This is a genomic window from Spirosoma oryzicola (genome assembly GCF_021233055.1).
Taxonomy (GTDB): Bacteria; Bacteroidota; Bacteroidia; order Cytophagales; family Spirosomataceae; genus Spirosoma; species Spirosoma oryzicola.
In genome coordinates, this window is the sequence record NZ_CP089538.1 from 1,163,901 (window position 1) to 1,186,850 (window position 22,950).

25 protein-coding genes are annotated in these 22,950 nt (G+C 51.2%); 20 read left to right on the forward strand and 5 right to left on the reverse strand.

Annotated elements, in window-relative coordinates; translation table 11 throughout:
• Positions 1-118: 118 nt before the first annotated feature.
• Positions 119-520 (reverse strand): alternative ribosome rescue aminoacyl-tRNA hydrolase ArfB, encoded by a 402-nt coding sequence (gene arfB / locus LQ777_RS04640; protein WP_232561355.1) that lies wholly within the window; start codon positions 518-520, stop codon positions 119-121.
• Between the two features lie 103 nt (positions 521-623).
• On the opposite strand from arfB, the gene LQ777_RS04645 reads away from it, so the two are divergent.
• From LQ777_RS04645 to LQ777_RS04680, 8 genes are all read left to right on the forward strand, one after another.
• Positions 624-965: a hypothetical protein gene (locus LQ777_RS04645; RefSeq protein ID WP_232561356.1), complete on the forward strand. Its 342-nt coding sequence runs from the start codon at positions 624-626 to the stop codon at positions 963-965.
• Positions 966-997: 32 nt separating this feature from the next.
• Entirely contained in the window at positions 998-1,378 is a 381-nt protein-coding gene (locus LQ777_RS04650; protein ID WP_232561357.1) for a hypothetical protein, read from the forward strand.
• A gap of 27 nt (positions 1,379-1,405) precedes the next feature.
• A complete protein-coding gene (locus tag LQ777_RS04655) occupies positions 1,406-2,014 on the forward strand; it encodes a hypothetical protein (protein WP_232561358.1) in 609 nt (202 codons plus the stop codon).
• A gap of 137 nt (positions 2,015-2,151) precedes the next feature.
• The gene (locus LQ777_RS04660) at positions 2,152-2,514 is read left to right on the forward strand and encodes a hypothetical protein (RefSeq protein ID WP_232561359.1); all 363 of its coding nucleotides are present in this window, start codon (positions 2,152-2,154) and stop codon (positions 2,512-2,514) included.
• A gap of 74 nt (positions 2,515-2,588) precedes the next feature.
• The gene (locus LQ777_RS04665) at positions 2,589-2,927 is read left to right on the forward strand and encodes a hypothetical protein (protein ID WP_232561360.1); all 339 of its coding nucleotides are present in this window, start codon (positions 2,589-2,591) and stop codon (positions 2,925-2,927) included.
• Between the two features lie 95 nt (positions 2,928-3,022).
• Positions 3,023-3,370: a hypothetical protein gene (locus LQ777_RS04670; RefSeq protein ID WP_232561361.1), complete on the forward strand. Its 348-nt coding sequence runs from the start codon at positions 3,023-3,025 to the stop codon at positions 3,368-3,370.
• Positions 3,371-3,433: 63 nt separating this feature from the next.
• Positions 3,434-3,781 (forward strand): hypothetical protein, encoded by a 348-nt coding sequence (locus LQ777_RS04675; RefSeq protein ID WP_232561362.1) that lies wholly within the window; start codon positions 3,434-3,436, stop codon positions 3,779-3,781.
• 1 nt (position 3,782) lies between these two features.
• Positions 3,783-4,133 carry a hypothetical protein gene (locus LQ777_RS04680; protein ID WP_232561363.1) on the forward strand — a complete coding sequence of 117 codons (351 nt, stop codon included), beginning with the start codon at positions 3,783-3,785 and terminating at the stop codon, positions 4,131-4,133.
• Positions 4,134-4,211: 78 nt separating this feature from the next.
• Here the strand turns inward: LQ777_RS04680 and LQ777_RS04685 are convergent, their stop codons facing one another.
• Genes LQ777_RS04685 through LQ777_RS04695 form a run of 3 tightly spaced genes read right to left on the reverse strand, consistent with a single transcriptional unit; the run spans position 4,212 to position 7,323 of the window.
• Positions 4,212-5,444 carry an FG-GAP repeat domain-containing protein gene (locus LQ777_RS04685; RefSeq protein WP_232561364.1) on the reverse strand — a complete coding sequence of 411 codons (1,233 nt, stop codon included), beginning with the start codon at positions 5,442-5,444 and terminating at the stop codon, positions 4,212-4,214.
• Positions 5,441-6,325, reverse strand: a complete 885-nt coding sequence (locus LQ777_RS04690; protein ID WP_232561365.1) for an MBL fold metallo-hydrolase — start codon at positions 6,323-6,325, stop codon at positions 5,441-5,443. The genes LQ777_RS04685 and LQ777_RS04690 overlap by 4 nt, the downstream gene beginning before the upstream one ends.
• 47 nt (positions 6,326-6,372) lie before the next feature.
• Positions 6,373-7,323: an SDR family NAD(P)-dependent oxidoreductase gene (locus tag LQ777_RS04695; protein ID WP_341871367.1), complete on the reverse strand. Its 951-nt coding sequence runs from the start codon at positions 7,321-7,323 to the stop codon at positions 6,373-6,375.
• A gap of 88 nt (positions 7,324-7,411) precedes the next feature.
• Here LQ777_RS04695 and LQ777_RS04700 point away from each other — a divergent pair, with 88 nt between their 5' ends.
• The 7 genes from LQ777_RS04700 (at position 7,412) to LQ777_RS04730 (ending at position 18,378) form a co-directional block, all read left to right on the forward strand.
• The gene (locus tag LQ777_RS04700) at positions 7,412-7,978 is read left to right on the forward strand and encodes a hypothetical protein (RefSeq protein ID WP_232561366.1); all 567 of its coding nucleotides are present in this window, start codon (positions 7,412-7,414) and stop codon (positions 7,976-7,978) included.
• Between the two features lie 53 nt (positions 7,979-8,031).
• Complete coding sequence (locus LQ777_RS04705; RefSeq protein ID WP_232561367.1) at positions 8,032-8,508, forward strand: hypothetical protein; 477 nt, start codon at positions 8,032-8,034, stop codon at positions 8,506-8,508.
• A 93-nt stretch (positions 8,509-8,601) separates the two neighbouring features.
• A complete protein-coding gene (locus LQ777_RS04710) occupies positions 8,602-11,697 on the forward strand; it encodes a type IIG restriction enzyme/methyltransferase (RefSeq protein ID WP_232561368.1) in 3,096 nt (1,031 codons plus the stop codon).
• Between the two features lie 169 nt (positions 11,698-11,866).
• The gene (locus LQ777_RS04715) at positions 11,867-12,271 is read left to right on the forward strand and encodes a hypothetical protein (RefSeq protein ID WP_232561369.1); all 405 of its coding nucleotides are present in this window, start codon (positions 11,867-11,869) and stop codon (positions 12,269-12,271) included.
• A 232-nt stretch (positions 12,272-12,503) separates the two neighbouring features.
• Positions 12,504-13,643, forward strand: coding sequence for an efflux RND transporter periplasmic adaptor subunit (locus LQ777_RS04720; protein WP_232561370.1), 1,140 nt, complete (start codon positions 12,504-12,506; stop codon positions 13,641-13,643).
• 108 nt (positions 13,644-13,751) lie between these two features.
• On the forward strand, positions 13,752-16,955 hold the full coding sequence (locus LQ777_RS04725) for an efflux RND transporter permease subunit (protein ID WP_232561371.1): 3,204 nt from the start codon (positions 13,752-13,754) through the stop codon (positions 16,953-16,955).
• Complete coding sequence (locus tag LQ777_RS04730) at positions 16,924-18,378, forward strand: TolC family protein (RefSeq protein WP_232561372.1); 1,455 nt, start codon at positions 16,924-16,926, stop codon at positions 18,376-18,378. Before LQ777_RS04725 ends, LQ777_RS04730 begins: the two co-directional genes overlap by 32 nt.
• 76 nt (positions 18,379-18,454) lie before the next feature.
• Here LQ777_RS04730 and LQ777_RS04735 read toward each other — a convergent pair whose 3' ends face one another.
• Positions 18,455-18,877: a hotdog fold thioesterase gene (locus LQ777_RS04735; RefSeq protein WP_232561373.1), complete on the reverse strand. Its 423-nt coding sequence runs from the start codon at positions 18,875-18,877 to the stop codon at positions 18,455-18,457.
• A gap of 59 nt (positions 18,878-18,936) precedes the next feature.
• Between LQ777_RS04735 and LQ777_RS04740 the strand changes: the two genes are divergently transcribed.
• From LQ777_RS04740 to LQ777_RS04760, 5 genes are all read left to right on the forward strand, one after another.
• Positions 18,937-19,572: a histidine phosphatase family protein gene (locus tag LQ777_RS04740; protein ID WP_232562799.1), complete on the forward strand. Its 636-nt coding sequence runs from the start codon at positions 18,937-18,939 to the stop codon at positions 19,570-19,572.
• A gap of 165 nt (positions 19,573-19,737) precedes the next feature.
• On the forward strand, positions 19,738-20,832 hold the full coding sequence (locus LQ777_RS04745; protein ID WP_232561374.1) for a sensor histidine kinase: 1,095 nt from the start codon (positions 19,738-19,740) through the stop codon (positions 20,830-20,832).
• 90 nt (positions 20,833-20,922) lie between these two features.
• Complete coding sequence (locus LQ777_RS04750) at positions 20,923-21,663, forward strand: LytR/AlgR family response regulator transcription factor (protein ID WP_232561375.1); 741 nt, start codon at positions 20,923-20,925, stop codon at positions 21,661-21,663.
• Positions 21,664-21,772: 109 nt separating this feature from the next.
• Positions 21,773-22,570 carry a DUF3298 and DUF4163 domain-containing protein gene (locus LQ777_RS04755; protein ID WP_232561376.1) on the forward strand — a complete coding sequence of 266 codons (798 nt, stop codon included), beginning with the start codon at positions 21,773-21,775 and terminating at the stop codon, positions 22,568-22,570.
• A 24-nt stretch (positions 22,571-22,594) separates the two neighbouring features.
• Positions 22,595-22,885 carry a hypothetical protein gene (locus tag LQ777_RS04760; RefSeq protein ID WP_232561377.1) on the forward strand — a complete coding sequence of 97 codons (291 nt, stop codon included), beginning with the start codon at positions 22,595-22,597 and terminating at the stop codon, positions 22,883-22,885.
• Positions 22,886-22,950 lie beyond the last annotated feature (65 nt).

Sequence of the window (22,950 nt, forward strand, 5' to 3'; positions counted from 1 at the left end):
GCGTAATAGATAGGCTGATGTTTGAGTAGTTAGGTGGTTGGGCGGCCCCGCCGACACCACCCAACCACACACCCAGCACCTCAGAAAACCGTTAAACATCAGGCCGTAACCTCAAAACTTAGTAGTCAATTTTTTTGCGATTGGCTTTTACGTCGCCTTTTCGCTTCTTCTCGGCAATCCGTTCGGCCACCGACGCTTTCGACGGTTTGGTTGCCTTTCTGGCTTTCGGCTTTTCAAACGCTTTCTCAATCAGTCGGTAAAACTTCTTGGTAACCTTTTCTTTGTTCGCCAGCTGCGTTCGTTCGGTTTGGTGGGTAAGCACCAGTTCGCCGTCGGTCGTGAGTTTTGTCGCCAGTTTTTCTTCCAGAACAGCGCGCTCTTCCTCGGTTAATAGAGACGATGCCCGAACGTTGAAACGCAGTTCAGCTTTGGTCGCCACTTTGTTGACATTCTGCCCGCCAGCGCCCCCGCTCCGGGCAAACTGATACTGTATGTCGGGTTGTAAGCGGGTTGCATCCATGAATAATCGAGTCGATTAGTAGATTTTGTGTAAAAAACGCTAAGTAAACGAACAATCGCCTGTAGTAGCGGTTCTTTTTGTCAAAACTAATGGATTCAACGTTATGGCTCATCACGATCAGAAAATCGATACCATACTGGACGATACGCTGGCAACGCTCGGTGGTGGCGCGTCCTCCACAACACCCGATGCAGGCGTAGACCTTATTCAGGAGTGGATTTTCATTGTGCGCTCGAACGTGAGTACACAATGGGTCGCTGAACCCCTCGAGAAGCTGCGGGACGCAATTAATACCGGTACTGTTCGAGAAGTAGAGCGTATCCTTTACGATCTCTCCGGTGAAACAGTCGACCTAGCAAATAACGCTGCCGAAGGAGAATACAAAGTACGTTTGCAAAACTTGTCAACAGCACTAAAAGACTTTGCGCACGGACTGGCCAAATAAAGTCCGGGTGCCTTTACTCAACAAACAAAATCATGATTTCTCAAGACCAGAACCAGACTTCGCTCATTGAGCAAACAGTCAATACATTCGACGGAGCTATCGGCGAAACGACGGCCACCGACGGTTTATCACTCATTGATCAGTGGCTGAATCGGCTCGACGTAGCGGGCGACGAAGATACCGACGATATTGCGGATACGCTTGAAAGCCTGCGGGCCGAAGTGCACACCGCGCAACAATACAACCGTCCCGACAACCAGCGAATTGCGTCGCTGTTGCAGGACTTGATTGATCAGACCCGGAAAGTAGCTACCTCGGCTGAAGCTAGTGCCGAGCAGGTTGAGCTTTCTCAACTGATTGCCACGCTCGAAAACCTGCACCGGCAGGTTGCTCGTGCTACTGAACAAGCCTAGTATTCACCCCTAGCTAAACCCGATAATATGGCAATTAATCAGCATGCATCAAACTTAGTTGATGTAACCGTCAATGCGTTCAATGGCGATGTGACAAGTATTTCGCCGTTCGATGGAATCTCGCTTATTGACACCTGGATTACAACCTTGCGTAATGGTGGCGAGTCGGACACAATTTCGGTAGCCAACGGCCTAAGTGAACTAAAGGCGGAGCTACAGAGCGGTAACCCCAACGGATGGCATATCCGGGGCATCATGGAAAATCTGGTTAGCCAGGTTCGACAAAGGGCGGATTCGGCGGATACCGACGTGAAAACAAAACTGGACGCGCTTGTTGAAGCACTGGATGGTTTTAGTCAGCAGCTTGGTGGCTCGTCGAAACCAGCTAATACCGGAGGACAGGCACCGATGACCAGCACAGTCGGCGGTGAGTCGACCAACAGCGGGACCGGTACATCAGCAATGGACGACACAACGGGCAGCGATGCACGGAGTACGGGCGGCACGGGTGATGACTACAGCCAAGGGTCAGGTACACGATCATCAGGGGTTTCGAACGGGCCAATGCCCGACCATACGCCCCGGGATGAATCGGAAACCAGTACCGGAACATCAGGCGGTCGTTCGCAGTACTAAACCGTTGTCAACAGAAGGAGAGGGCTTTGCTAAAAGGGCGGGCTCTCTCTTTTTGTTGACGACAAACAAAGCGTCGTTGGACGGGTTCTAACAAATAACAAAACCAATTAACCTCCGCTTCGGCGGTCTTAACGAACATGGCAAATCAACACTCGCAGACAACTGGTTCGTCGGCCACTACATTGCTTGATGCAACCGTAGCGGCTTTCGATCAGGGACAGGCTGCAACCCCGCAAGAGGGTATGTCGCTTATTACGGACTGGTTTTCATCCATCAAAAATAATCACTCGACCGGCGATCTGGTAGAGCCGCTTACGCAACTGCACGATGAGTTGAAAACGGGTGAACCAAATCCACAGAAACTCCAGAAGTTGCTTAACGAACTGGCCGATAAAACGGAAAAAGCAGCGCCGAAAGCGGAAGGCGATCTACAATCACGCCTGCAAACGCTGGCAACGGCGCTGCGCAACTTCGCTGGTCAGATTTCAACGGCAGTATAAAACAAGACTTGGATAAAAAGTCTGTTGTCAGTGATTGGTGATCGGCTTTTTTGTAAACCAAAAACAGTAAACACATGGCTTCACACGCATTAGATCAGCGTCTGTTTGATCAGACGATTGGCATAGCCGACAATGGAACGGCAGCATCACCCGCTGATGGCGTACAGCTCATCAACGGATGGTTGAAAGTTATTGAAGGAAATAAAAGTACTGAACTGATTGAAGCAAAGCTGAAAGAGCTGCGCGGCTTGTTGCAGTTTGCCAATCCTGATGCGGACCGCGTTCGTAGTTTGCTGATGGATCTGGCGGATCATACCGAGCAAGTCAGCCAGGGATCGGATATTCAGGAGCCGACCGTCAAGAAGCTCGAAAACGTCGTTGATTCGATTCAAAAACTGGCCGAACAACTGTAAAACAAAAAAGTCAGTTTGCTGCCACACGCGCTGAATCAAAAATAGACGATGTGCCTTGCTTAGCAGCAAACTGGCTTTACAAAACGAAACTGCACATGATGGGATCTAACATATTGGAAGAACGGATGCTCCAGGATACACTTGGGGTGTTCCGGGACGATAGCCAGTCGAGTGTTACACCAGCGCAGGGCGTCATGCTGATCGATGGCTGGCTACAAGCGCTTCAGGGTGACCCGAATCTGGAACAGCTTGAAGCCGAACTCACCGAACTCCGCAATGAGTTGCAGAGTGGTCAGCCCAACGAGCAGCGCGTCCGGGAGCTGATGCTAAGTCTGGCCGACAAGACGCAGGCCATTGCCGAAGGTCCTAATGCCGAAGGTACCTGGACCGGCGGTTTGGAAAGTCTGTCAAAAATCTTACGGAATTTTAGTAATAAATTGTAGGGACGTGGCGGCTTCAAAGTCGCCACATTCCTTAGTTCAAAAGTATAAACTGTTCACTACTATATGGAAACGCAAACCACGCTAGAGCACAGAATGCTCAATGATATGCTGGGAGCATTTGGAGAAGGACATACAACGGTAGTTTCTGCGGAACAAGGGATTCTACTGTTGGAAGGCTGGATAAATGCATTACAGGGTGATATCGGTGCCGAACGGATTCTGGATGAGTTAAGACAACTACGGGATCAAATCAAGTCCGACCATTGCGATAACGATAAAGTCCGGCATTTGCTGTTGAGTCTGGCTAGCCACACATCCGCTATTTCGCACGAGCCGCGCGTCGATCCGGCAACCGCTGACCAGCTGAAACAGTTAGTAAACATTTTACGAAACTTTAGCAGCCAACTTTAATATGCTTGATCACGAAAAATCATCGGATTTGCTCGACTCCACGATGGACGTTTTGAATGCAGATCCTGCTACATCAACACCGCAAAGCGGAACGGGTGTCATCAACAGTTGGCTCGAGGAACTCCGCAAAGCGGACAACGCTGCCGACATCACAAACAGTCTTGAGCAAGTGAAAACGCAACTAGAAAGCGGTGAGATCAGTGCGGGCGAGCTAAGTGATTTGTTTACTACGTTGGCTACCCAAACGGTTGAATTCAGCACGCGCTTAGGATCGGAAGGGGATATTGCCTACCGACTCGAAGGCTTGGCATCGGCTCTACGCTCGCTGGCCGGTCAATTAGGGAATCAATAAAAAAGTCAGGGTATTCGGTTTACACGCATGATACGCCTTCCAAAAGAGGCTACATCCCTGTAAACCGAATACCGACAATCAGGGCTTTTGCTGGTTCCAGTAAATAAGCACGTTCAGCGTAGCACGACCCGATGCAATCAGGTCCAGATCCCCATCACCATCCAAGTCAGCCGCTTGCAGATCTTCGCAGGCCATCCGTACGCTGTCGTCCAGTGAGTACCCTTCCAGATTCCCTTCTTCTTTAGGCTTAAAGAGCCGGACTCCTACGGCTCCCGCTGCGTTTGGATTGCGCCATCCGGCTACAATCTGGTCACTACCGATTCCCAGAAAATCACCGCAAACAAGGGCGTGCCCCTGGCTGAGTATATCCGTCAACACATCGACTACTTTATCCTCAACTTTCGGTTTTGGTTTCGCAAACGTGTACGCTCCGCTTTCGACCTGTAATAGATTCCCGTGCATAGGCTGGATCGTTGCAATAGCGCTGCCACCGTTTAGCCGGCGAATTTCGCCAATACCTTCGGTGCCTTTCGTCAGTAACGGTAACGCATTGCTGGCCACTTCATCATCGTACGGACGCCACCGCTTTTTTCGCCACTCAAAAATGCCACCGCCTTCTTTTCCGGCAACAATCAAACCGGTAGTAGCACCATCTTCCCACAGCTCGAAATTATGCGTGAGGTGCATCGTCGAATCGACCAGGTGACGCTTCCAGGAATCCCTTGGATTTTTGGGGAACTCGTAACCCCAGATGCGAACACCCCGGCCTTCGCCGTTTTTGTTGCCCAGGCCGTGCAGCGGGACAACGATCAACTGGTGACTGTCTTTGCTAACCTTTGCCCAGCGCATTCGGTGGGTCGTCACTTCGTGGGGCAAGCGAATGGCTTCCCAACGTTGGGTCGGATCTTGGGGACGAACGAGGTAAAAAACGGCACCTGACTTCGTACTGTCGGTTGTTTCGGCGGGATTCCAGCCAGCACCAACAGCCACTTCAACGCGCCCGTCGCCATCCAGATCGCGGGCGGCAATGCACACATTATCCTGTGGCGTCAGATTTGCTGCCATTACATGACGTTTCCACGGGCTACTTTTATCGCCTGGATTCTGATACCAGACAAACTCTTTCTGATCGGCCAGTAGAATGTCGGGACGACGGTCGCCGTCGACGTCACCAATCGCCAGTCCGTAACCGATATCAATCTGATTATCGACAACCTGGATTTTAAAGTTGGGCGTGGTAGACTGACCAGCACTGTCGTGACTAAGCAATAGGGGCGCAGCCAGCAAGTAAGCCAACAAGGGGTGTTTCATCGTTTTAGATTCGTTTCGGACTCCCGACTTAGATGGATTCCTTCGCCCAACTGCATGACGCGGTAAGGCGTCCCGTATTGGTTGCAGGCTTTGATGAAGTCGTCGGGGTCAGCTGTGTTAAAGGCAAACAGATCGTAATGGTGCGAGACAACGAGCTTTGCCCCAATGGCTTTACCGAGCCGGGCGGCCTCGTCGGGATTAAGATTGCCCGCTACGCGTCGTTCGGGTTTATTGCCATTGATGGGCAAAAAGGCTACATCCACGTCAAACGGTTTCAGAATATCGACCAGGCCATCATACCAGAGCGTATCACCAGAATGGTACACGCGATAGGGGCCCAGTTCGACCATAAAGCCCATGAATTTACAGCGGCCTTCGGCGTCTCGTTCGAGTTCATTATGGGCTGCGGGAACACCGCGGATAACGAACCCATCAACCGTACTGGCTTGCCCGTCGTTCAGGCCGATGGGCCAGTGCCGTCCGCGCCAATGGGTGGACTGCTCCAAACGTTCGGCAACAAAATTGCGGTTGGCTTCGGGGATAACAAAGCGTAGCGACGGGTTTCCGGCCATGATCGGCAACAGCGTTTCGGCGTCCAGATGATCGGTATGGTTGTGGCTTGACGTTACCACGTCGATATCCGTGAGCTTGGCCGGATTAATGACAATCTCCGATAGTCGAACGTGCGGTTTATCCGTGTGGGCATACTTACGGCTTAGCGAATCCGACAGATACGGATCGAACAGCAGTTGTTTCCCGTTGTATTGCAGCAGAAAACCGCTTTGTCCAAGCCACCAGATATGCAGCATATCCGGTTTGTCTCTCGCTGAGGCTATATCGGCCAGTAGCGCGTCGTCTTTTTGAAAAGCAGGTTTAAGCATGGGCTGTTATCTGGAAGCGAACCGTTAACGACTGAAAGCGAAAAATCTTACGGCTTATACCGCAATCCACTCACCCGGCCCAGAATCCAGTCGATAGTTCGGTCCGGCAATAGCCTTGGTAGTATCCAACTGGTTAGTTTGTTTGGTACTATTGCGTACCGCGTATGAGGATGCTTTGTTTCGTGAATTTGCACAATACGCTCACCGAGGTAATCGACAGAAAAACCACGTTGCTCAGACGCTTCAACCTGCTTTAGAAACCATTGCATGGCCGGATAATAAGCCGTGTCCCGATAAGCGCTAATATCCGTCCCTTTTCCCCAGATCGGCGTTTTGACGGCACCTGGTCCAACAATAACGACAGGAATACCAAACAGTTTCAACTCCCGGCGCAAGCTGTGCGAGATGCCTTCAACGGCATGTTTGGAGCCAACGTACGCGCCCATAAACGGTATCGCAACCTGACCGTTAACCGAACTGATGTTGAGAATTCGGCCCGGCTGAACCGGATGGTTCGCCCGCGCGCCCAGCAAAGGCAGAAAGACCTGTGTAACCTGAATCAGTCCCAGCACGTTTACGTCGAAATGATTTCGGATGGTTTCGATGGGCTGATAGTGCAGCGGACCGCCAACGGCAATCCCCGCGTTGTTGATGAGCCCACCCAGGCCGCTGTCGCCGAGCTGATCCGTAAGCCATTGCGCCGATTTAGCAATGGCGCTGGCATCCGTTACGTCGAACACCAGCGGAACAAACCGAGGCCCCAGTTCCGCCTGAAGTCGGTCGGCGTCGGCCTGCTGGCGGACACTGCCAAAAACCGTATAGCCACGTTGAATAAACTGCCGGGCTGCCCCGTAGCCAATACCGGTCGATACGCCGGAGATGAGAATGTTTTTGCTGACGGGTTTCATGCTGTAAACATACCCATAATCCGGCTCAACAAACGCCCGGAAATTGGCGTTATCTTTTTCGAATTCGTTAGGGATACGGTAAATTGACAAACGAATCCGGCTCTGGTAAGCGAAAATCCTTATCGGTGTCGGCCAAATTAGTTACTCAGCACATCAATTCGTTAATCAGTCAACAGTTATGCAGGACATTGAGCCCTTCTACGGCTGGGAAAAATATTATACGTCGGCCGACGATGAACGGTCGCCGTTTCATGAACGGGAGTATAATATGCAGCAGTACGAAAACAACATATATGGTTATTACATCCACCCGCTTTGGGACGAAATCGGATCGGAAACGCTTTACTGCAAAATACTATACGCCAATTATGACCGACAGTTTGTTGTGATTGAGCTTTTTGGGGAATGGAATGACACGCTTCACAACGACATCATGTATCTGAAGCGGCAGGTAATCGATCCGTTGGTGTATCAGGAAATCAAATATTTTATTCTGATCAGCGAAAACATTCTCAACTTTCACGGTTCGGATGATAGCTATTACGAGGAATGGTTTGAGGATGTAGAAGATGGCTGGATCGCGGCTATTCATTCGCCGGAGTTTATCGAGCGTGAATGGAAAAAATACCACCTGGATTATTACATCAATTTTGGCGGTACGCTCGACATTGCCAACTGGCGAACATTAAAACCCGTCAATCTGTTTGAGCTAGTGAACAGCCTGATCGTGCGTCGGTTAGGGTAAGCACCCGCAAGGCTCTGTTCACGAGTTACCCATTACTCAAATCCCACAATCCTATGGAAAATAACGCGAAAAATACCACTGCTGACGATGTAAACGCGGCTAAATCGACGGCGGCAGAGAAGCTGGCGTCTTTCAAAGCCGAAGCGAACCAGCACTTAAACGCAGCCGCTGCGCAACTGGACGAGTTAAAAGACAAGCTGATTGCTCAGGCGCAGGAATTCGGAAAGGACATTGATGTGGAAGGCATCAAAACAAAAGCAACCGAGCATTTTGACGCGGCTAAAGCATCCACCGCCGATAATCTGGCCAACCTGCAAGCTCAGGCCGAAACGGTTTTTGCTGCGGCATCGGCCAAAGCAGATCAACTGTCGGAGGTTGCCGAAGATAAATTCGACGAATTGAAAGCCGAAGCCTCGGTGCAGTTCGAAGCCGCTCAGGTAAAACTGGACGAGCTGAAAGCCGAAGCGGCTCTTCAAATTGAAGAAGCCAAAGAAAAAGCAAAGAGCTTCTGGGAGCAGCTCTTTAAGTAAAAACAATACCGTAAGGGACGGCGAACCGGGTAAGGCTTAAAAAGTACGCCCAACGTTCGCCGTCCCTTTGTCTTTACAGCTAACTTTGCCTTTATGAGGCTCCAACTTCGTAAACCTGCTCAATCACTCAACAAAGCCTATGCTCGACAGGCCGTCACGCGGGAGCAGATGGATAAATTCCGGCGGGTACTGGCAGGCTTGTTTTCGCGGGTAAACGAAAAAGAGTCCGAAGACTATCAGCGAACGATTATTGCTGATTTCCTGCGTGACGTGTTCGATGCGGAGGCATTCGACCTGAGCGCCCAACAAGGAGTTGATATTAGTATTCAGCCGAAATCAGCTACGCAGGCTTCGACTGAAAAGGTGTCGTCCGGCGCGTCCGTGTCGGCAGTAGAGGTGCCGAGTGTTGTTGTCGAAACCAGAAAGGTGTTTGCCGGTGAGATGATGACACCGCTTAAGAACAACGTCAGGGCACTGCACGAACTGATTCTGCACTACTTCGAAAACGCCGAACGCGATCAGCCTACCGTTATCCGTCAGTTGATTATCACCGACGTTTACAACTGGTTTCTTTTCGATGAAGTCGATTTTCGCCGTTTTTTCTACAACAATGCCCGGCTCAAAAAGCTGTATCAGATCAAGCAGCAGCAACAGAAAGAGAACACCTTCTTTTTTGCGGAAACGGCCCGGATTTTACGCGACCTTGACGCCGAAATCCCCGTCACGTACCTGAACCTTCGCCAAACGGCTGACTCGCTCAATCGCGTTTCCGAACCGGGTAACCGCGCTTTACTGACGGCCCTTAAACTGCTTTCGCCGGAACATCTGGTAAAGCGTCCATTCGATAACGGCACCGGCTCGTTCAATCAGCGCTTCTACGATGAATTGCTGTGGATAATCGGATTGCGGGAAACGCCAACGGCTAAGATTGGCACGCGCATTGACCGGTTACCCCAAGACGAACGGTTAGAAGGCTCGTTGCTGGAAAATACGATTCAGCAGCTACAGGCGCGTAACGTACTGGGCTCGGGCGACGACTGGACGGATTACGGAGCCAACGAAGACGAGCAGCTTTTTGCCGTTGGACTTGACTTATGCATTACCTGGATCAATCGTATTTTTCTGCTTAAAGTGCTGGAAGGGCAATTGGGCAATTGCTATCCGGATGAGCCGCCCCGCCCGTTTCTGAGCGTACGATGTATTGATAAGTTCGCTTCGTTGAGTGAGTTGTTCGCCACGTTAACCATACCTGTTGAACAGCGTTCCGTAGATGCAATCAATCGTTTTGGTCGCGTTCCTCACTTGGGCAGTTCTTTATTCGACAAAACGGATCTCGAACAAAAAACGCTGACGGTCGATGCGCTTACTGCTACGCTCGAATTACCGCTGCTCGGACAAACCGCTTTGCGGAGTTCGCCCAATGAGCCGCAGACTGGATCGCTAGCGACGCTGCCTTATTTGCTAACTTTTCTGGATGCTTACGACTTTTCGGCTGACGGGTCTGTTGAAGTGATCGACGCAGATAAGCCCAGCATTCGTGCCGCTACGCTTAGTGTAACGCTCGAACGGCTTAACGAATATCGAAATGGCTCGTTGCCCATACCTGCCGCCGTAACGGCGTACACGGTTCAAGAGGCACTCCGTAGAGCAATACTGTCCAAGTTCACTACGCTATCGGAATCGATCGATCCTTCTATTCCCAATCTGAGCGGTGCGACGAGCCTTGCTGAGCTAAAAAGTCTTTTTCGGGATGCGCAACCCGATGCGCTGCTTCGATTAAATGCAATTGTCAACAGCCTGCGTCTTGTCGATCCAGCCGTAGGGAGTGGACGTTTTCTACTCTCGGCGCTCAACGAACTGATTGCTTTTAAAGCCGAACTCGGTATTCTCGTTGACATTAACGGACAACGCTTGCCGCAGCTTGCAATAAGTGTCGTTGATGGTGATCTGCTGATGACGAACGAAGACGGTGAACTGTTCACGTATACCGGAACCGAAGAGGACAATGCCACCTACTCGCCTTTCGAGCGGCAACGGATTCAGAAAACAATGTTTCACGAAAAGCAGACGCTTATCGAAAACTGTCTTTTCGGAGTAGATCGTGCTCCTGGTTCGGTGGCAACGTACCAGGTTCGTTTGTGGATAGAACTGCTAAAAAGTCTATATCGGCCAAGTGCTGAACCGCAATACCTTACTGTCCCCAAAGACCAATCTGCTAACCGGACAATGGTACCCAACGCGGATGACTCACCCGATGGGGTGGCTTTGCGGCTCACGCCGAATAGCAACGTGGGCAATTCGTTGGTGTCGCGCATTAGCGTTGATTTCCGGGTAGAAAGCCTGAGCAGCCTATCGGCGCGCGAAAAGCTTCAGGTCGATCTTGAGCAATACAAAGCCGACTTATTGACTCGTAAACAAAGGCATGATAACGCCGGGGACACCGAGACTCGTACTCGCATTAACGCATTCGAGGAGTCAATAAAGCTGCTTTTACCCACTGATCAGAAAGAAAGCGCATCGATCAGGCGGATGGAAGCAAAACTAGCGCAATCGACGCTGACGTTTGATTTTGTCGATAGCGACGACCGGTTTCGCAAACTGAATGAGCAACTGGCGGTTCGTAAGCAGGCATTCGCTAACCAGCAACGGCTGTTTCAGCAGGCGGTTGAGTGGCGGTTTGTATTTCCTGACGTTCTCGATGATGCTGGTAACTACGTGGGTTTCGATGCTGTGATCGGGTGTCCGGTTTACCCACGCTCCGATGATTTTAGCCGGTACAAGCCGTACCTACAAAAAGCGTTCCCTAACACGTATACGAGTAAGGCCGATCCGTACATCCTGTTTGTCGAACTGGGAATGCGACTGCTAAAACCAGATGGACATCTGGCTTATGTGTTGCCCGCAAAATGGATGCAGGTCAGTACCGCGAGTAAGCTGCGCAACTGGTTAACGACCAGACACATCGAACAGGTTCTGGATTATAGTAGTTTACTGACTACAGAGCAGAATACGTCTTCAACAAGCGTTTTGTTCGTAAGTAATACCGAAGCGACGCCGACATTTCAAGCGGTTAAGATCGACGCGCTTGATCGAAATGCGGATAATGCTGCGGTTACCAGTCAAACGGTGGAAATTGCTGTTGCATCCTTACAAGACACGCCCTGGAAACTATTTACTGCCAGTAACTAGTAATCAATACTAGTTCACCGTTGATTTTAGCGGGTTGAGTAATGCCAAAATTGTAGCATAACAAGGAAAACTAAAACGATACCGCCAATCTTACCGTTCGGTGAGTCCGTTCAGATTGGTTATTCCCGGCGCTGATTATATTTGTAAACCTACCAACCGTATTGGGTGTATGGGTAAGCTTCAACGTCACGTCATACTGCACCGGTTTCTTTGCCTGTTGATGGCTCTACATGTCATCAATGTCAGTATTGACGCGCCCGACCCATACGCGCACCCGCGCTATCCCGGCGAACGACGCGAAGATTTATCCATCAACGAAATTGAAAGTTTTGGCGAACTGCTGCTGGAAGAATGTTTCGGCTTCGAGAACGCCATTCCCGAACACGAAGAATCGGACGACGATTCCGAAGTAACCAACGTCGAACACGATTACTTCTTTCATCAACTTTTCGTATTCACGACCTTACCCGCGCGTTATTGGTATTTGATTCGGCAGTCCGTGCCCTTCAAACCCGCGCATGTGCCTTCGCACGTGCCCGAAATTACGTCTCCTCCTCCCCAGTACGCCGTATAACCAGAGCGGTTCGCGTTTGTACTGATTTAGTCTAGCTTCTGCTCACGATTGGTTGATAATCAAGAAACGTACTGTGCTTTCGGTCCAAAACAGATCGATACACGCCGTACGGTGTGTGCTTATTGACCAAATCTTCACTATAAATTAATTGGTGTGATCAATTGCTGGCAACCACGGAAAAGGTGGGCAGGCCGGACTGTTTGCACACAGGTACAATTCTACCTTCAAAACCATGAAAAACTATGAGATGTTGACCGCGCTCCTGATGGGTGCGGTAATGATCGGTTGCACAAAACAGGAAACGCAAACCGATCAGGCCGAGAAGCTTACCTTGCCCGTTGTCAAGCTGGCGCGCCAATCGACGACGCTTAAAAAAGAGTACGTTGGTACGCTCGAAGCCGTTCGGAACGTCGAAATACGGGCGCGGGTGTCGGGTTTCCTCGAAAAAATCTTTGTCGATGAAGGGCAGCCTGTCCGGCAGGGACAACTGCTGTTTAAATTAAATGAAGCCGAATACCGCGCCGAACTCGACAAAGCGAAAGCGAACCTGAAAAGTGCAATGGCTGGTGCCAAAACGGCCGAAGTCGAACTGGGCCGGGTGAAATTACTGGTCGATAAAAATGTTGTCTCACCCTCTGAACTGGAACTGGCTAAAGCGAAGCTGGATGCAGCGCGGGCGGCTATCGACGAAGCGCGCTCCATGCAGGACAATGCTTCCCTTCGGTTGTCGCACGCCAGTATCAAAGCACCGTTTGACGGCGTCATCAACCGGATTCCGTTTAAAATGGGCAGTCTGATCGAAGAAGGAGCCTTGCTGACATCGGTGTCCGACACCCGCGAGGTCTACGCGTACTTCGACGTGTCGGAGAAAGAATACCTGTCTTATGTTAAGAAACATCGCAAAAATCCGGAGCAGGGCGTTCGGACGGTGGAGATGTTGCTGGCCGATGATACGAAGTACCCACACACGGGAAAAATCGAAACGGTTGAAAGTGTCTTCGAAGAAGGAGCCGGGACGATTGCCTTCCGGGCGCGGTTTCCAAACCCCGAGAAGCTGCTTCGGCATGGCTCTTCGGGAAAGGTTCGGTTGGCAAACGATGTAGATGATGCATTGCTGGTCCCTCAGAAGGCGGTGTTTGAGGTGCAGGACAAAAACTACGTGTACGTGGTCGATAAGGCGAATAAAGTAAAATCACGGAGTTTCGTGCCGCAGGGTCGGGTTGATCATTACTATCTGGTGCAGTCGGGGCTGCAACCGGGCGAACGGGTTGTTTACGAGGGTATTCAAAATATCCGCGACGGCATGCAGATTATTCCCGAAGCCGTTCCTGCCGATAGTGTGGACTCACAGAGTACGCTCGCACAGCACTAACCTAGTTTACAGCCGCTGGTTTATCGCTTCATCGTTTTGGTGTGGTTCCTCCGGAGCTACCTCAAAACGGCGTTGTGGGCTATAAATCGTGTACCGAAACCTTAAAACATGTTTAATCTCTTTATTAAAAGACCGCTGCTGTCGGCGGTCATATCGGTGCTGATTACCCTGCTGGGCGGATTGGCACTGGTCGGTTTGCCTATTACGCAGTTCCCCGACATTGTGCCGCCTTCCGTAACGGTAACGGCTAAATACACGGGAGCGAATGCCGAGGTGGCTACCAAAGCGGTAGCCATGCCGCTGGAACGGGCCATCAACGGGGTGCCTAACATGGTGTACATGAACTCCACCTCCAGTAACGATGGGACAACGCTGGTGCAGGTATTTTTCAAAGTAGGCACCGACCCCGATCTGGCGGCCATGAGCGTTCAGAACCGCGTGACAACCGTGCTGGACGAGTTGCCACAGGAAGTGATCAAAGCCGGGGTATCGACGGAAAAAGAGGTAAACAGTATGCTGCTGTACCTCAACGTTTTCAGTAACGATCCGAGCGTTGACGAGAAGTTTATTTACAACTTCGCCGACATCAACGTGCTGGCTGAACTCAAGCGAATCGATGGCGTAGGCGTGGCTACCATCATGGGCGCTCGTCAGTATTCGATGCGCGTCTGGCTCAAACCGGACCGGATGACGGCTTACGGTGTATCGGCCGACGAGGTCGTTGATGCCATTCGCGAGCAAAACGTCGAAGCGGCCCCCGGTAAAGCGGGCGAGAGTGCTGACCGAGCCCCGCAGATGCTTCAGTACGTGCTTCGATACAGCGGTAAGTTTTTCGAGCCGAAGCAGTACGAAAACCTCGTGCTGCGGGCCGAATCCGATGGTTCGATCCTACGCCTGAAAGACGTAGCTGACGTCGAATTCGGATCGCTCAATTACGATGTATTGTCGAAAACGGACGGGCGGCCATCGGCGTCGATTATGCTTAAGCAACGACCGGGATCTAACGCGCAGGAAGTCATCAACAACGTAAAAGCGCGGATGGCGGAATTAAAGAAAACCAACTTCCCGCCCGGCATGACGTACAACTTCGCATACGATGTGTCGCGCTTTCTGGATGCGTCTATCCACGAAGTAGTGAGAACGCTGATTGAAGCGTTTGTGCTGGTGTTTCTGGTCGTGTTTCTGTTCCTTCAGGACTGGCGGTCTACCCTGATCTGTGCATTAGCAGTGCCCGTGGCACTGGTGGGTTCGTTTGCTTTCATGAGTGCAATCGGCTTTTCGATTAACCTGCTTACGCTGTTTGCCTTGGTGCTGGCTATTGGTATTGTGGTGGATAACGCCATTGTGGTGGTGGAAGCTGTTCACGCTAAAATGACGGAAGAACATCTGTCGCCGAGAGCCGCTACGTTTGCCGCCATGAAGGAAATCAGCGGAGCGTTGATCGCGATTACGCTGGTGATGTCGGCAGTGTTTGTACCCGTTGCGTTTATGTCGGGTCCGGTCGGTATTTTCTACCGGCAGTTTTCGCTGACGCTGGCCGTCGCTATTGTTATTTCGGGAATCAACGCCGTTACGCTGACGCCCGCTCTGTGCGCCCTGCTGTTACGCCCGACGCATGCACACGAAGCAACAGGATTGCTGGGTCGGTTTTTTGCCCGCTTCAACCGGGGTTTCGATGCGCTGACCGGTCGCTATCAAAAAGTACTCCGGCGAATCGCCAGCCGGGGTATGGTGACGGTTGTAATGTTGTTGCTCTTCGCGGCTGGTACGTGGGGCATCACGTCCTTTCTACCGAGTGGATTTATTCCGACGGAAGATCAGGGTATGATTTACGTGAACGTAACCACACCCGTTGGGGCTACGGTTAAACGAACCGAAGATGTACTGGACAAAATTCAGCGGGTGGCCTCGAAGATGGACGCCGTTGAAAACGTATCGACGCTGGCCGGTTATAGCCTGATGACCGATGGTAACGGTGCTTCGTACGGAATGGGTATGATCAACCTGAAAAGCTGGGACGCTCGTACGCAAACGGTGGACGATTTGATTGTCGCGCTGCAAGAAAATACGCGAGGCATTCAGGATGCGAGTATCCAGTTTTTTCCCCCACCAACGGTTCCCGGTTTTGGTAATTCCAGCGGTTTCGAGCTTCGTATGCTCGACCGTACGGGCTCCGGCGATTTACAGAAAACCAAGAAAGTTGCTGACGATTTTATTGCTGCATTGAAGAAGCGTCCTGAAATCAGCAGTGCTTTTACAAGCTTCGATCCGAGCTTTCCGCAGTATCTGTTGCAGGTCGATCAGGACAAGGCCGCCCAGAAAGGTGTGTCCATTGACAATGCGATGAATACCTTACAAACGCTGATGGGCAGTTTTTACGCGTCGAATTTCATTCGATTCGGGCAGATGTACAAAGTGATGGTGCAGGCTTCTCCCGAATACCGGGCCAAACCGGAAGATGTGCTGAACCTACGGGTAAAAAATGACGAGGGGGAGATGGTGCCTTATTCGAACTTCGTCAGCCTGAAGCGGGTGTACGGACCAGAGCAGATTACCCGCTACAACATGTACACCTCCGCGCTGATCAACGGCGATCCCGCGTCCGGTTATAGCAGTGGCGACGCCCTGCGCGCGGTTCAGGAAGTGGCCAGCAAGACACTACCGCGTGGTTATTCCTTCGAATGGTCGGGTATGTCGCGGGAGGAAGTGTTGTCGGGCGATCAGGCCATTTACATCTTTGCCATCTGTCTGGTCTTTGTGTATCTGCTGCTGGTAGCGCAATACGAGAGCTTGTTTTTGCCGCTTGCCGTATTGTTATCGCTGCCCGCCGGAATTTTCGGTTCGTTTGTTTGTCTGCAACTGGCTGGGCTGCAAAACAACATCTACGCGCAGGTATCGCTGGTGATGCTCATCGGTTTGCTCGGAAAAAACGCGATTCTGATTGTCGAGTTCGCTAACCAGCGTCAGCAGGAAGGACTGTCGGTTCTGGATGCCGCCATTGAAGGAGCCGTAACGCGCTTGCGTCCGATCCTAATGACCTCGTTAGCGTTCATTGCCGGACTGATTCCGCTTTGCATCGCGTCAGGAGCCGGAGCGTTAGGCAACCGGTCCATTGGTACAGCGGCTGCGGGGGGTATGTTTATTGGAACCGTCTTCGGACTGGTACTCGTCCCCGGCCTGTACATTCTCTTTGCTAAACTAGCCCAGCGATTTCCGTCGAAAACGTCTGCTACCGATGACGAATCGGAAACGGGTTCAAATCAACAATCCATTAAAACGAATGCCACTCGTACAGTCTTTCAAGAAACATAGTCTAACCTACAGTCTATTCATTTTTCTGGTCGGTCTGAGCGGTTGCCAGGCTGTCCGTACCCCTTCCCGGTCGCCGGGAGTGCCATTGCCCGCAACGTTTATCAACCGTACGGATTCGGTCGGTATCGGCGATCTGCACCGGACAAAACTGTTTTCGGACCCGTATCTGGTCCGGCTGATTGACACAGCCCTAACGCAAAACCCGGATCTCAAAATGGCTGTACAGCGAATAGAGGTAGCGCGGGCAAACTTTGTTGTTAGTCAGGGCGCGTTGCTGCCGAGTGTTAATGCGGTGGCCGCTGCTGGTTTTGATCGGTACGGACGGTATACGCTGAATGGCGTCGGTAATTTTGATACAAACCTGTCCGGCAATATTGACAACCAGCAACGGATTCCCAACCCGACCCCTGATTTTTTCCTGGGGTTACGCAGTTCCTGGGAGATTGATATCTGGGGGAAGCTCCGCAACCGTCGTCGGGCGGCTTACACGCGGCTGTTGGCATCGCAGGAGGGGCGTAACCTGGTTGTAACGGCGCTCACTGCCGAAGTAGCCCGGTTGTATTATACGCTCCTTGCGCTGGATGGGGAGTTGAACATTATCGAAGAGAACGAAGCCCTGCAACGACGTGCGGTTGAGTTGGTCAATGTACAGAAGGATGCGGGTCGGGTAACGGTGCTGGCCGTTCAGCAATTTACGGCTCAACTGCTCAACACACGCAGTCTGGAAGGTCGGGTGAGGCAACAAATCGTGGAGACGGAAAACCAGCTGAATGCATTGCTGGGGCGTTATCCGCAACCGATTTCGCGCGGTCAGACCATCGAAAATCAGCAATTGCCTGCTTCGGTTGTTGCCGGATTACCCGCGCAGTTGGTACGACGCCGACCCGACATTCGGCAGGCTGAACGCGAACTGGAAGCGGCTAATATTGACGTAGCCGTGGCTCAGGCCGAATTCCTGCCGTCGCTGACGCTGACGCCTTACATTGGGTTAAATTCATTCCGGGCGGCTACACTCCTAAACCCCGGATCGTTGGCGCTCGGCGCATTGGGGGGATTAGCCGCTCCGGTGTTCAACCGGCGGTTGCTGAAAGGGAATTATGCGGCTTCCGTTGCACAAAGCCGGGGTGCTTATTTTGCCTATCAAAAAGCAATTCTCACTGGTGTCAGCGAGGTTGTCAGTAGTCTGAAAGGGTTGGAGAATTACCGGTCTGTGGCGGATATACAAACGCAGGAAGTGGCGATGCTAAAAAACGCGGCTGTCACGTCGAACGAGTTATTTACGAACGGATACGCTACGTATCTGGAAGTGATTACGGCCCAGCGTAGCGTATTGGATGCGCAATTAGCGCAGATCGACACCAAGCGGTCGCAGTTTTTGTCGCTGGTCGATTTGTACCGGGCGCTGGGGGGCGGCTGGGAATAGCCGAATTGGCCGGGTTGTTCACCGAAACGAGGTGTCGGGTTCTAAAACCCGACACCTCGTTTCGGTGCTAGAGGCATTACGATTTATCCGTGATGATCGCAATCGTCAGTCGGCTGACGCAAACCAGTTTGCCTTCTTCGGTGGTGATCCGGATATCCCATACGTGCGTTGTCCGTCCGATGTGAATAGGCGTACAGCGTCCGTATACCCACCCGTCGCGCACGGAACGGATGTGGTTGGCGTTGACTTCAAGCCCAACGGCACGCTGTCTCGCGGGATCGTCGAGCAGCATGTACGAGGCTACGCTGCCCAGCGACTCGGCCAGAACGACCGATGCACCCCCGTGCAGGATGCCAAACGGCTGATGCGTTCGCGCATCGACGGGCATACGGGCGGTCAGATACCCTTCGCCCGCTTCTGTAAACTCAATACCTAACAGTCTAACAATCGAGTCGGCATGGGCAAACTCAAGGTTACTCAGGTCAAAGCCTGCTTTCATAATGCAGCGAAATTTGTTTAATTTTGCATTTGAATACAACGGAAGACAAAGCTAAAGGCTTGCAACAAAAAACCATATATTTGATTCGCCACGGAGAAACCGATTATAATCGGCGGGGTGTGGTGCAGGGGAGTGGCGTTGACTCAGATCTGAACGATATGGGTCGCGCGCAGGCGATGGCTTTTTTTCAAGCCTATCAGCATGTTCCTTTCCAGAAAATTTATATCTCCGGTCTTCGACGGACGTTTCAAACGGCCGAGCCGTTTATCGAACTGGGTATTCCGTTCGAGAAGCTGACGGGTCTCAACGAGATCAGTTGGGGCGTTATGGAAGGTAAGGTTCCGGGCAATATCGATAACGAGTATTACCGCAATCTGATCGATGCGTGGTCGTCTGGTAATACGGCGTTACCCACCGACGGGGGCGAAAGTCCCGACCAGGTGGTCAGTCGTCAGAAAGTGGCTATCGATAGCATTTTATCGCATCCCGATGAAGAAACCGTCCTGGTCGCTATGCACGGACGAGCCATGCGTATTCTGCTCTGCTGGCTTACCAATCGGCCTTTGTCGATGATGGATCACTTTGAACACAGCAATTTGTGCCTGTATAAGCTTCAGTATGATTACGATACGGCAGCGTTTACGATTGAAATTGCGAACGATACATCACACTTGCTGACGCTGGCGTTGGCTTAGGATGCGTAAACGGATATAGAAGGAAGAAGGCGGTAGATGGTTCTGCGGCCTTTATCCGTTTTTTCTCCCTTTCCTCCTTTGTCGCTTCCTTTGATGTAGTTCTCCCGCTTTTTGCCTTAAAATCTTGTACATTCGCTTATTGTCCGAAAAAGGACGATAAATGGAATGAGCACGTCAAAACAAAATATATATTGGTTTTGCCAGTTATTTGGCTGGTCGCTCCTCATCCTGGTGGAGTACCTGGCTTATGTACTGGAATCAGGCTTTGACCCGGAAGCCCTGTATCTGGCCATCGCGAATATTTTTCTGGGCATTACCCTGACGCACCTTTACCGCCTGATGATCCGGCGCTGGAACTGGGTGCGACTTCCGTTCTTTCAACTCGTACCGCGCGTACTTCTGTCGGTACTGGTGTTGGCCATGATCATGACGCTGGTTAACATTCCCATCGATCGGCGGCTTTTCCCTCAATACTTCATCGAAGAGCCTTGGCCGACGATCGGTTATCTACTCACCTGGGGTAAGAACATGCTTGCGTGGGTGCTTAGCTATACGGCCTATCACTACGTTGAAGAAAACCGAAACGCTGAAATTGAGCGTATTTTGCTCAAAACCAGTATTCGGGAAACCGAAGCAAAGGTGTTACGGTCGCAGCTTAATCCGCACTTTGTCTTCAACGCACTGAATAGCATTCGGGCGCTGGTGTACGAAAACCCGACCAAAGCGCAGCAGGGCATCACGCAACTCTCCAATCTGCTTCGTAATTCGTTGTTGGCCGACCGCCGGAAAACGGTTGAGCTGCGCGAAGAAATCAAGACAGTAGAAGATTATTTGGCTCTCGAAAAAGTCCGCTATGAAGATCGCCTGACTTCCCGCATAGAACTGGACAGCCGGACGCTATTCTGGCAGGTGCCGCCGATGATGCTCCAAACGCTGGTAGAAAATGCCATCAAGCACGGGGTATCAACGGCAGTCGGTGGGGGCTTTGTCGAGGTACAATCGACTATCGTTGCGGATAAACTGCATATCATTATCCGAAATACCGGCGTTCTGGGCGATAAGGAAGCATCGGGCGGTTTTGGTTTGGCGAATACTGCGCAACGACTCGAATTGCTGTATGGCCCCGAGGCTACCTTTCATATTTTTCAGGAAGAAGACAACCCTTTCGAGGGGCCAGTCGTTTGCGCCGAAATCTGCATTCCAACCCAGTCGGAAGGGATGTTCAGACGCCGAGAAGAAGCGGCTAAATTAAAAAACTAAGAACTACTATCGTTTATCGCATAAAGGCTTTAAGAGCATCGATTGGTACCTTATCCACAAGCCAATACGCTATAAACCGCAAACACATCTATGAAAACCCTGATTATCGACGACGAACGCCTGGCCCGTAATGAATTGCGTCGGCTGCTGGAAAACTTTCCCAAAATTCAGATTGTCGGTGAAGCGGCTAATGCCGACGAAGCCTTGCCCATGATTGATGATCTGGAGCCTGAACTGCTGTTTCTGGATATACAAATGCCGGGTAAAAACGGGTTTGAGTTACTACAGTCCATAGAAGGTAAAACGCCGGAGGTGATTTTTACGACTGCCTATGATGAATACGCGATTAAGGCGTTCGAGTTTAATGCGCTTGATTATCTGCTCAAGCCGGTTGAATTAGCTCGCCTTTCGGAAGCCATTCATCGCGTTGAAGAGGAACAGCAACACGCCAGCGAAGTTCAGGGGCATTCGATAGCCGGTATTGCCTCCAAAGTGCTGGGCGAGAACGATCAGGTATTTGTGAAAGACGGAGAGAAATGCTGGTTTGTAAAGTTGGGCAAAGTGCGTTTGTTTGAATCGATGGGCAACTACGTCCGGTTGTACTTCGACGATCAAAAGCCGCTGGTGCTCAAATCGCTCAACGCGCTGGAAGATCGGCTGAATCCAGCCACCTTTTTCCGGGCAAACCGCAAGCATATTATCAACCTGCAATGGATTGAAAAGATTGAACCCTGGTTTAGTGGGGGATTGCTGGTGACATTACGCGGTGGGGATAAAATTGAAATAAGTCGCCGGCAGGCAATACGATTTAAAGATTTATTAAGTTTGTAAGTAGTGAGGCCCTTTTCATTGGTTCGTGGGTAGGTCAATTGACAAGACTATCGTTCATGCATCGGATTGCTCAGTAAACCAATTACTCAACTTATTACTTACTCCCTGCATGAAGTATCTTTTCGCAGCGTTGCTTTGCGGTTCAACAGTTTTTTTTGCGGCTTGTAATCGGTTTAAATTGGGACCACCGGAGCTGGATCGCAAACAGTACGATCTCACCGGAGAAAGTAAGTGCGACACCTCACTCAACAAAGGTGTTGATGTGTCTGTATCGTACTTCTTGCTCAAAGAAGACTCGCAGGTGGCTCGAACGATCAATGACAGCATGCGCCACATCAGCGTTGGCAGTATTGTAGGCTGGCTCGATAGCGCAACCGTTGCCCGCAACCCCGAAGCCCGTACCGATATCAGTAAAGCAGCAACCCTGTTCGCTGCCGATTACGAAGCCATGATGAAGGATATGGATAAGCTGGGCGGTTGCTGGGAACTGAAAACTACGGCTGACACGGTTTATACCAGCCCAAATGCCATTACCGTCAAGGTCGAAACGTACGCCTATACCGGCGGGGCTCATCCGAACTCAAACCTGGCGTTTTATACCTTTGATCGGGAAACGGGCAGGACGCTGGCGCTAAACGATCTGGTTTCCGATACCACCGCGTTGCTGGGTGTCGTCGAAAAAGCGTTTCGGAAACAGCAGGATCTGCTACCGCAATACAATCTTGAAGAACGGGGTTACTTCCTACGCGACGGTCAGTTTTTTCTGCCTGCCAACATTGCAGTGGGTCGGGGTGGACTGATCTTTTATTACAATCCGTACGAAATAGCCGCTTACGCCGTCGGTCCGATTGAAGTGACGGTTCCCTACGAACAACTCAACGGTATCCTACGCGATTCGTGGTATTGATAACCTGAACAATCTCTCCTGGATATGACATTTGATCAGTTTACGGCTACACTCGACCAGCCACAACCACCAACGGACTTGCCTCCGCTGGTACAAGCGCTTTGGTACGATGCGAACGGCGACTGGGAACAAGCGCATGAGATTGCGCAAGCTCGCGAAGGCGAAAAAGCCTACGACCGTCTCCATGCCTACCTACATCGCAAAGAAGGTGATCGCTTCAACGCTGGTTATTGGTACCGTCGTGCCGGAGCCTCTTTTTTTGACGGAACCTTAGAGGATGAATGGGCAGTGCTGGTAAAGCAGCTTTTGGGGTAGCCACTCTTTCTGTGGCGAAAAAAAAGGCCGCTCTATGAAAGAGCGACCTACGTCTGTCGATGAAT

Bases quoted from the DNA above. Each gene is read 5' to 3' on its own strand.
- arfB (WP_232561355.1), bottom strand. From the start codon at position 520: ATGGATGCAACCCGCTTACAACCCGACATACAGTATCAGTTTGCCCGG.
- LQ777_RS04645 (WP_232561356.1), top strand. From the start codon at position 624: ATGGCTCATCACGATCAGAAAATCGATACCATACTGGACGATACGCTG.
- LQ777_RS04650 (WP_232561357.1), top strand. From the start codon at position 998: ATGATTTCTCAAGACCAGAACCAGACTTCGCTCATTGAGCAAACAGTC.
- LQ777_RS04655 (WP_232561358.1), top strand. From the start codon at position 1,406: ATGGCAATTAATCAGCATGCATCAAACTTAGTTGATGTAACCGTCAAT.
- LQ777_RS04660 (WP_232561359.1), top strand. From the start codon at position 2,152: ATGGCAAATCAACACTCGCAGACAACTGGTTCGTCGGCCACTACATTG.
- LQ777_RS04665 (WP_232561360.1), top strand. From the start codon at position 2,589: ATGGCTTCACACGCATTAGATCAGCGTCTGTTTGATCAGACGATTGGC.
- LQ777_RS04670 (WP_232561361.1), top strand. From the start codon at position 3,023: ATGATGGGATCTAACATATTGGAAGAACGGATGCTCCAGGATACACTT.
- LQ777_RS04675 (WP_232561362.1), top strand. From the start codon at position 3,434: ATGGAAACGCAAACCACGCTAGAGCACAGAATGCTCAATGATATGCTG.
- LQ777_RS04680 (WP_232561363.1), top strand. From the start codon at position 3,783: ATGCTTGATCACGAAAAATCATCGGATTTGCTCGACTCCACGATGGAC.
- LQ777_RS04685 (WP_232561364.1), bottom strand. From the start codon at position 5,444: ATGAAACACCCCTTGTTGGCTTACTTGCTGGCTGCGCCCCTATTGCTT.
- LQ777_RS04690 (WP_232561365.1), bottom strand. From the start codon at position 6,325: ATGCTTAAACCTGCTTTTCAAAAAGACGACGCGCTACTGGCCGATATA.
- LQ777_RS04700 (WP_232561366.1), top strand. From the start codon at position 7,412: ATGCAGGACATTGAGCCCTTCTACGGCTGGGAAAAATATTATACGTCG.
- LQ777_RS04705 (WP_232561367.1), top strand. From the start codon at position 8,032: ATGGAAAATAACGCGAAAAATACCACTGCTGACGATGTAAACGCGGCT.
- LQ777_RS04710 (WP_232561368.1), top strand. From the start codon at position 8,602: ATGAGGCTCCAACTTCGTAAACCTGCTCAATCACTCAACAAAGCCTAT.
- LQ777_RS04715 (WP_232561369.1), top strand. From the start codon at position 11,867: ATGGGTAAGCTTCAACGTCACGTCATACTGCACCGGTTTCTTTGCCTG.
- LQ777_RS04720 (WP_232561370.1), top strand. From the start codon at position 12,504: ATGAAAAACTATGAGATGTTGACCGCGCTCCTGATGGGTGCGGTAATG.
- LQ777_RS04725 (WP_232561371.1), top strand. From the start codon at position 13,752: ATGTTTAATCTCTTTATTAAAAGACCGCTGCTGTCGGCGGTCATATCG.
- LQ777_RS04730 (WP_232561372.1), top strand. From the start codon at position 16,924: ATGCCACTCGTACAGTCTTTCAAGAAACATAGTCTAACCTACAGTCTA.
- LQ777_RS04735 (WP_232561373.1), bottom strand. From the start codon at position 18,877: ATGAAAGCAGGCTTTGACCTGAGTAACCTTGAGTTTGCCCATGCCGAC.
- LQ777_RS04745 (WP_232561374.1), top strand. From the start codon at position 19,738: ATGAGCACGTCAAAACAAAATATATATTGGTTTTGCCAGTTATTTGGC.
- LQ777_RS04750 (WP_232561375.1), top strand. From the start codon at position 20,923: ATGAAAACCCTGATTATCGACGACGAACGCCTGGCCCGTAATGAATTG.
- LQ777_RS04755 (WP_232561376.1), top strand. From the start codon at position 21,773: ATGAAGTATCTTTTCGCAGCGTTGCTTTGCGGTTCAACAGTTTTTTTT.
- LQ777_RS04760 (WP_232561377.1), top strand. From the start codon at position 22,595: ATGACATTTGATCAGTTTACGGCTACACTCGACCAGCCACAACCACCA.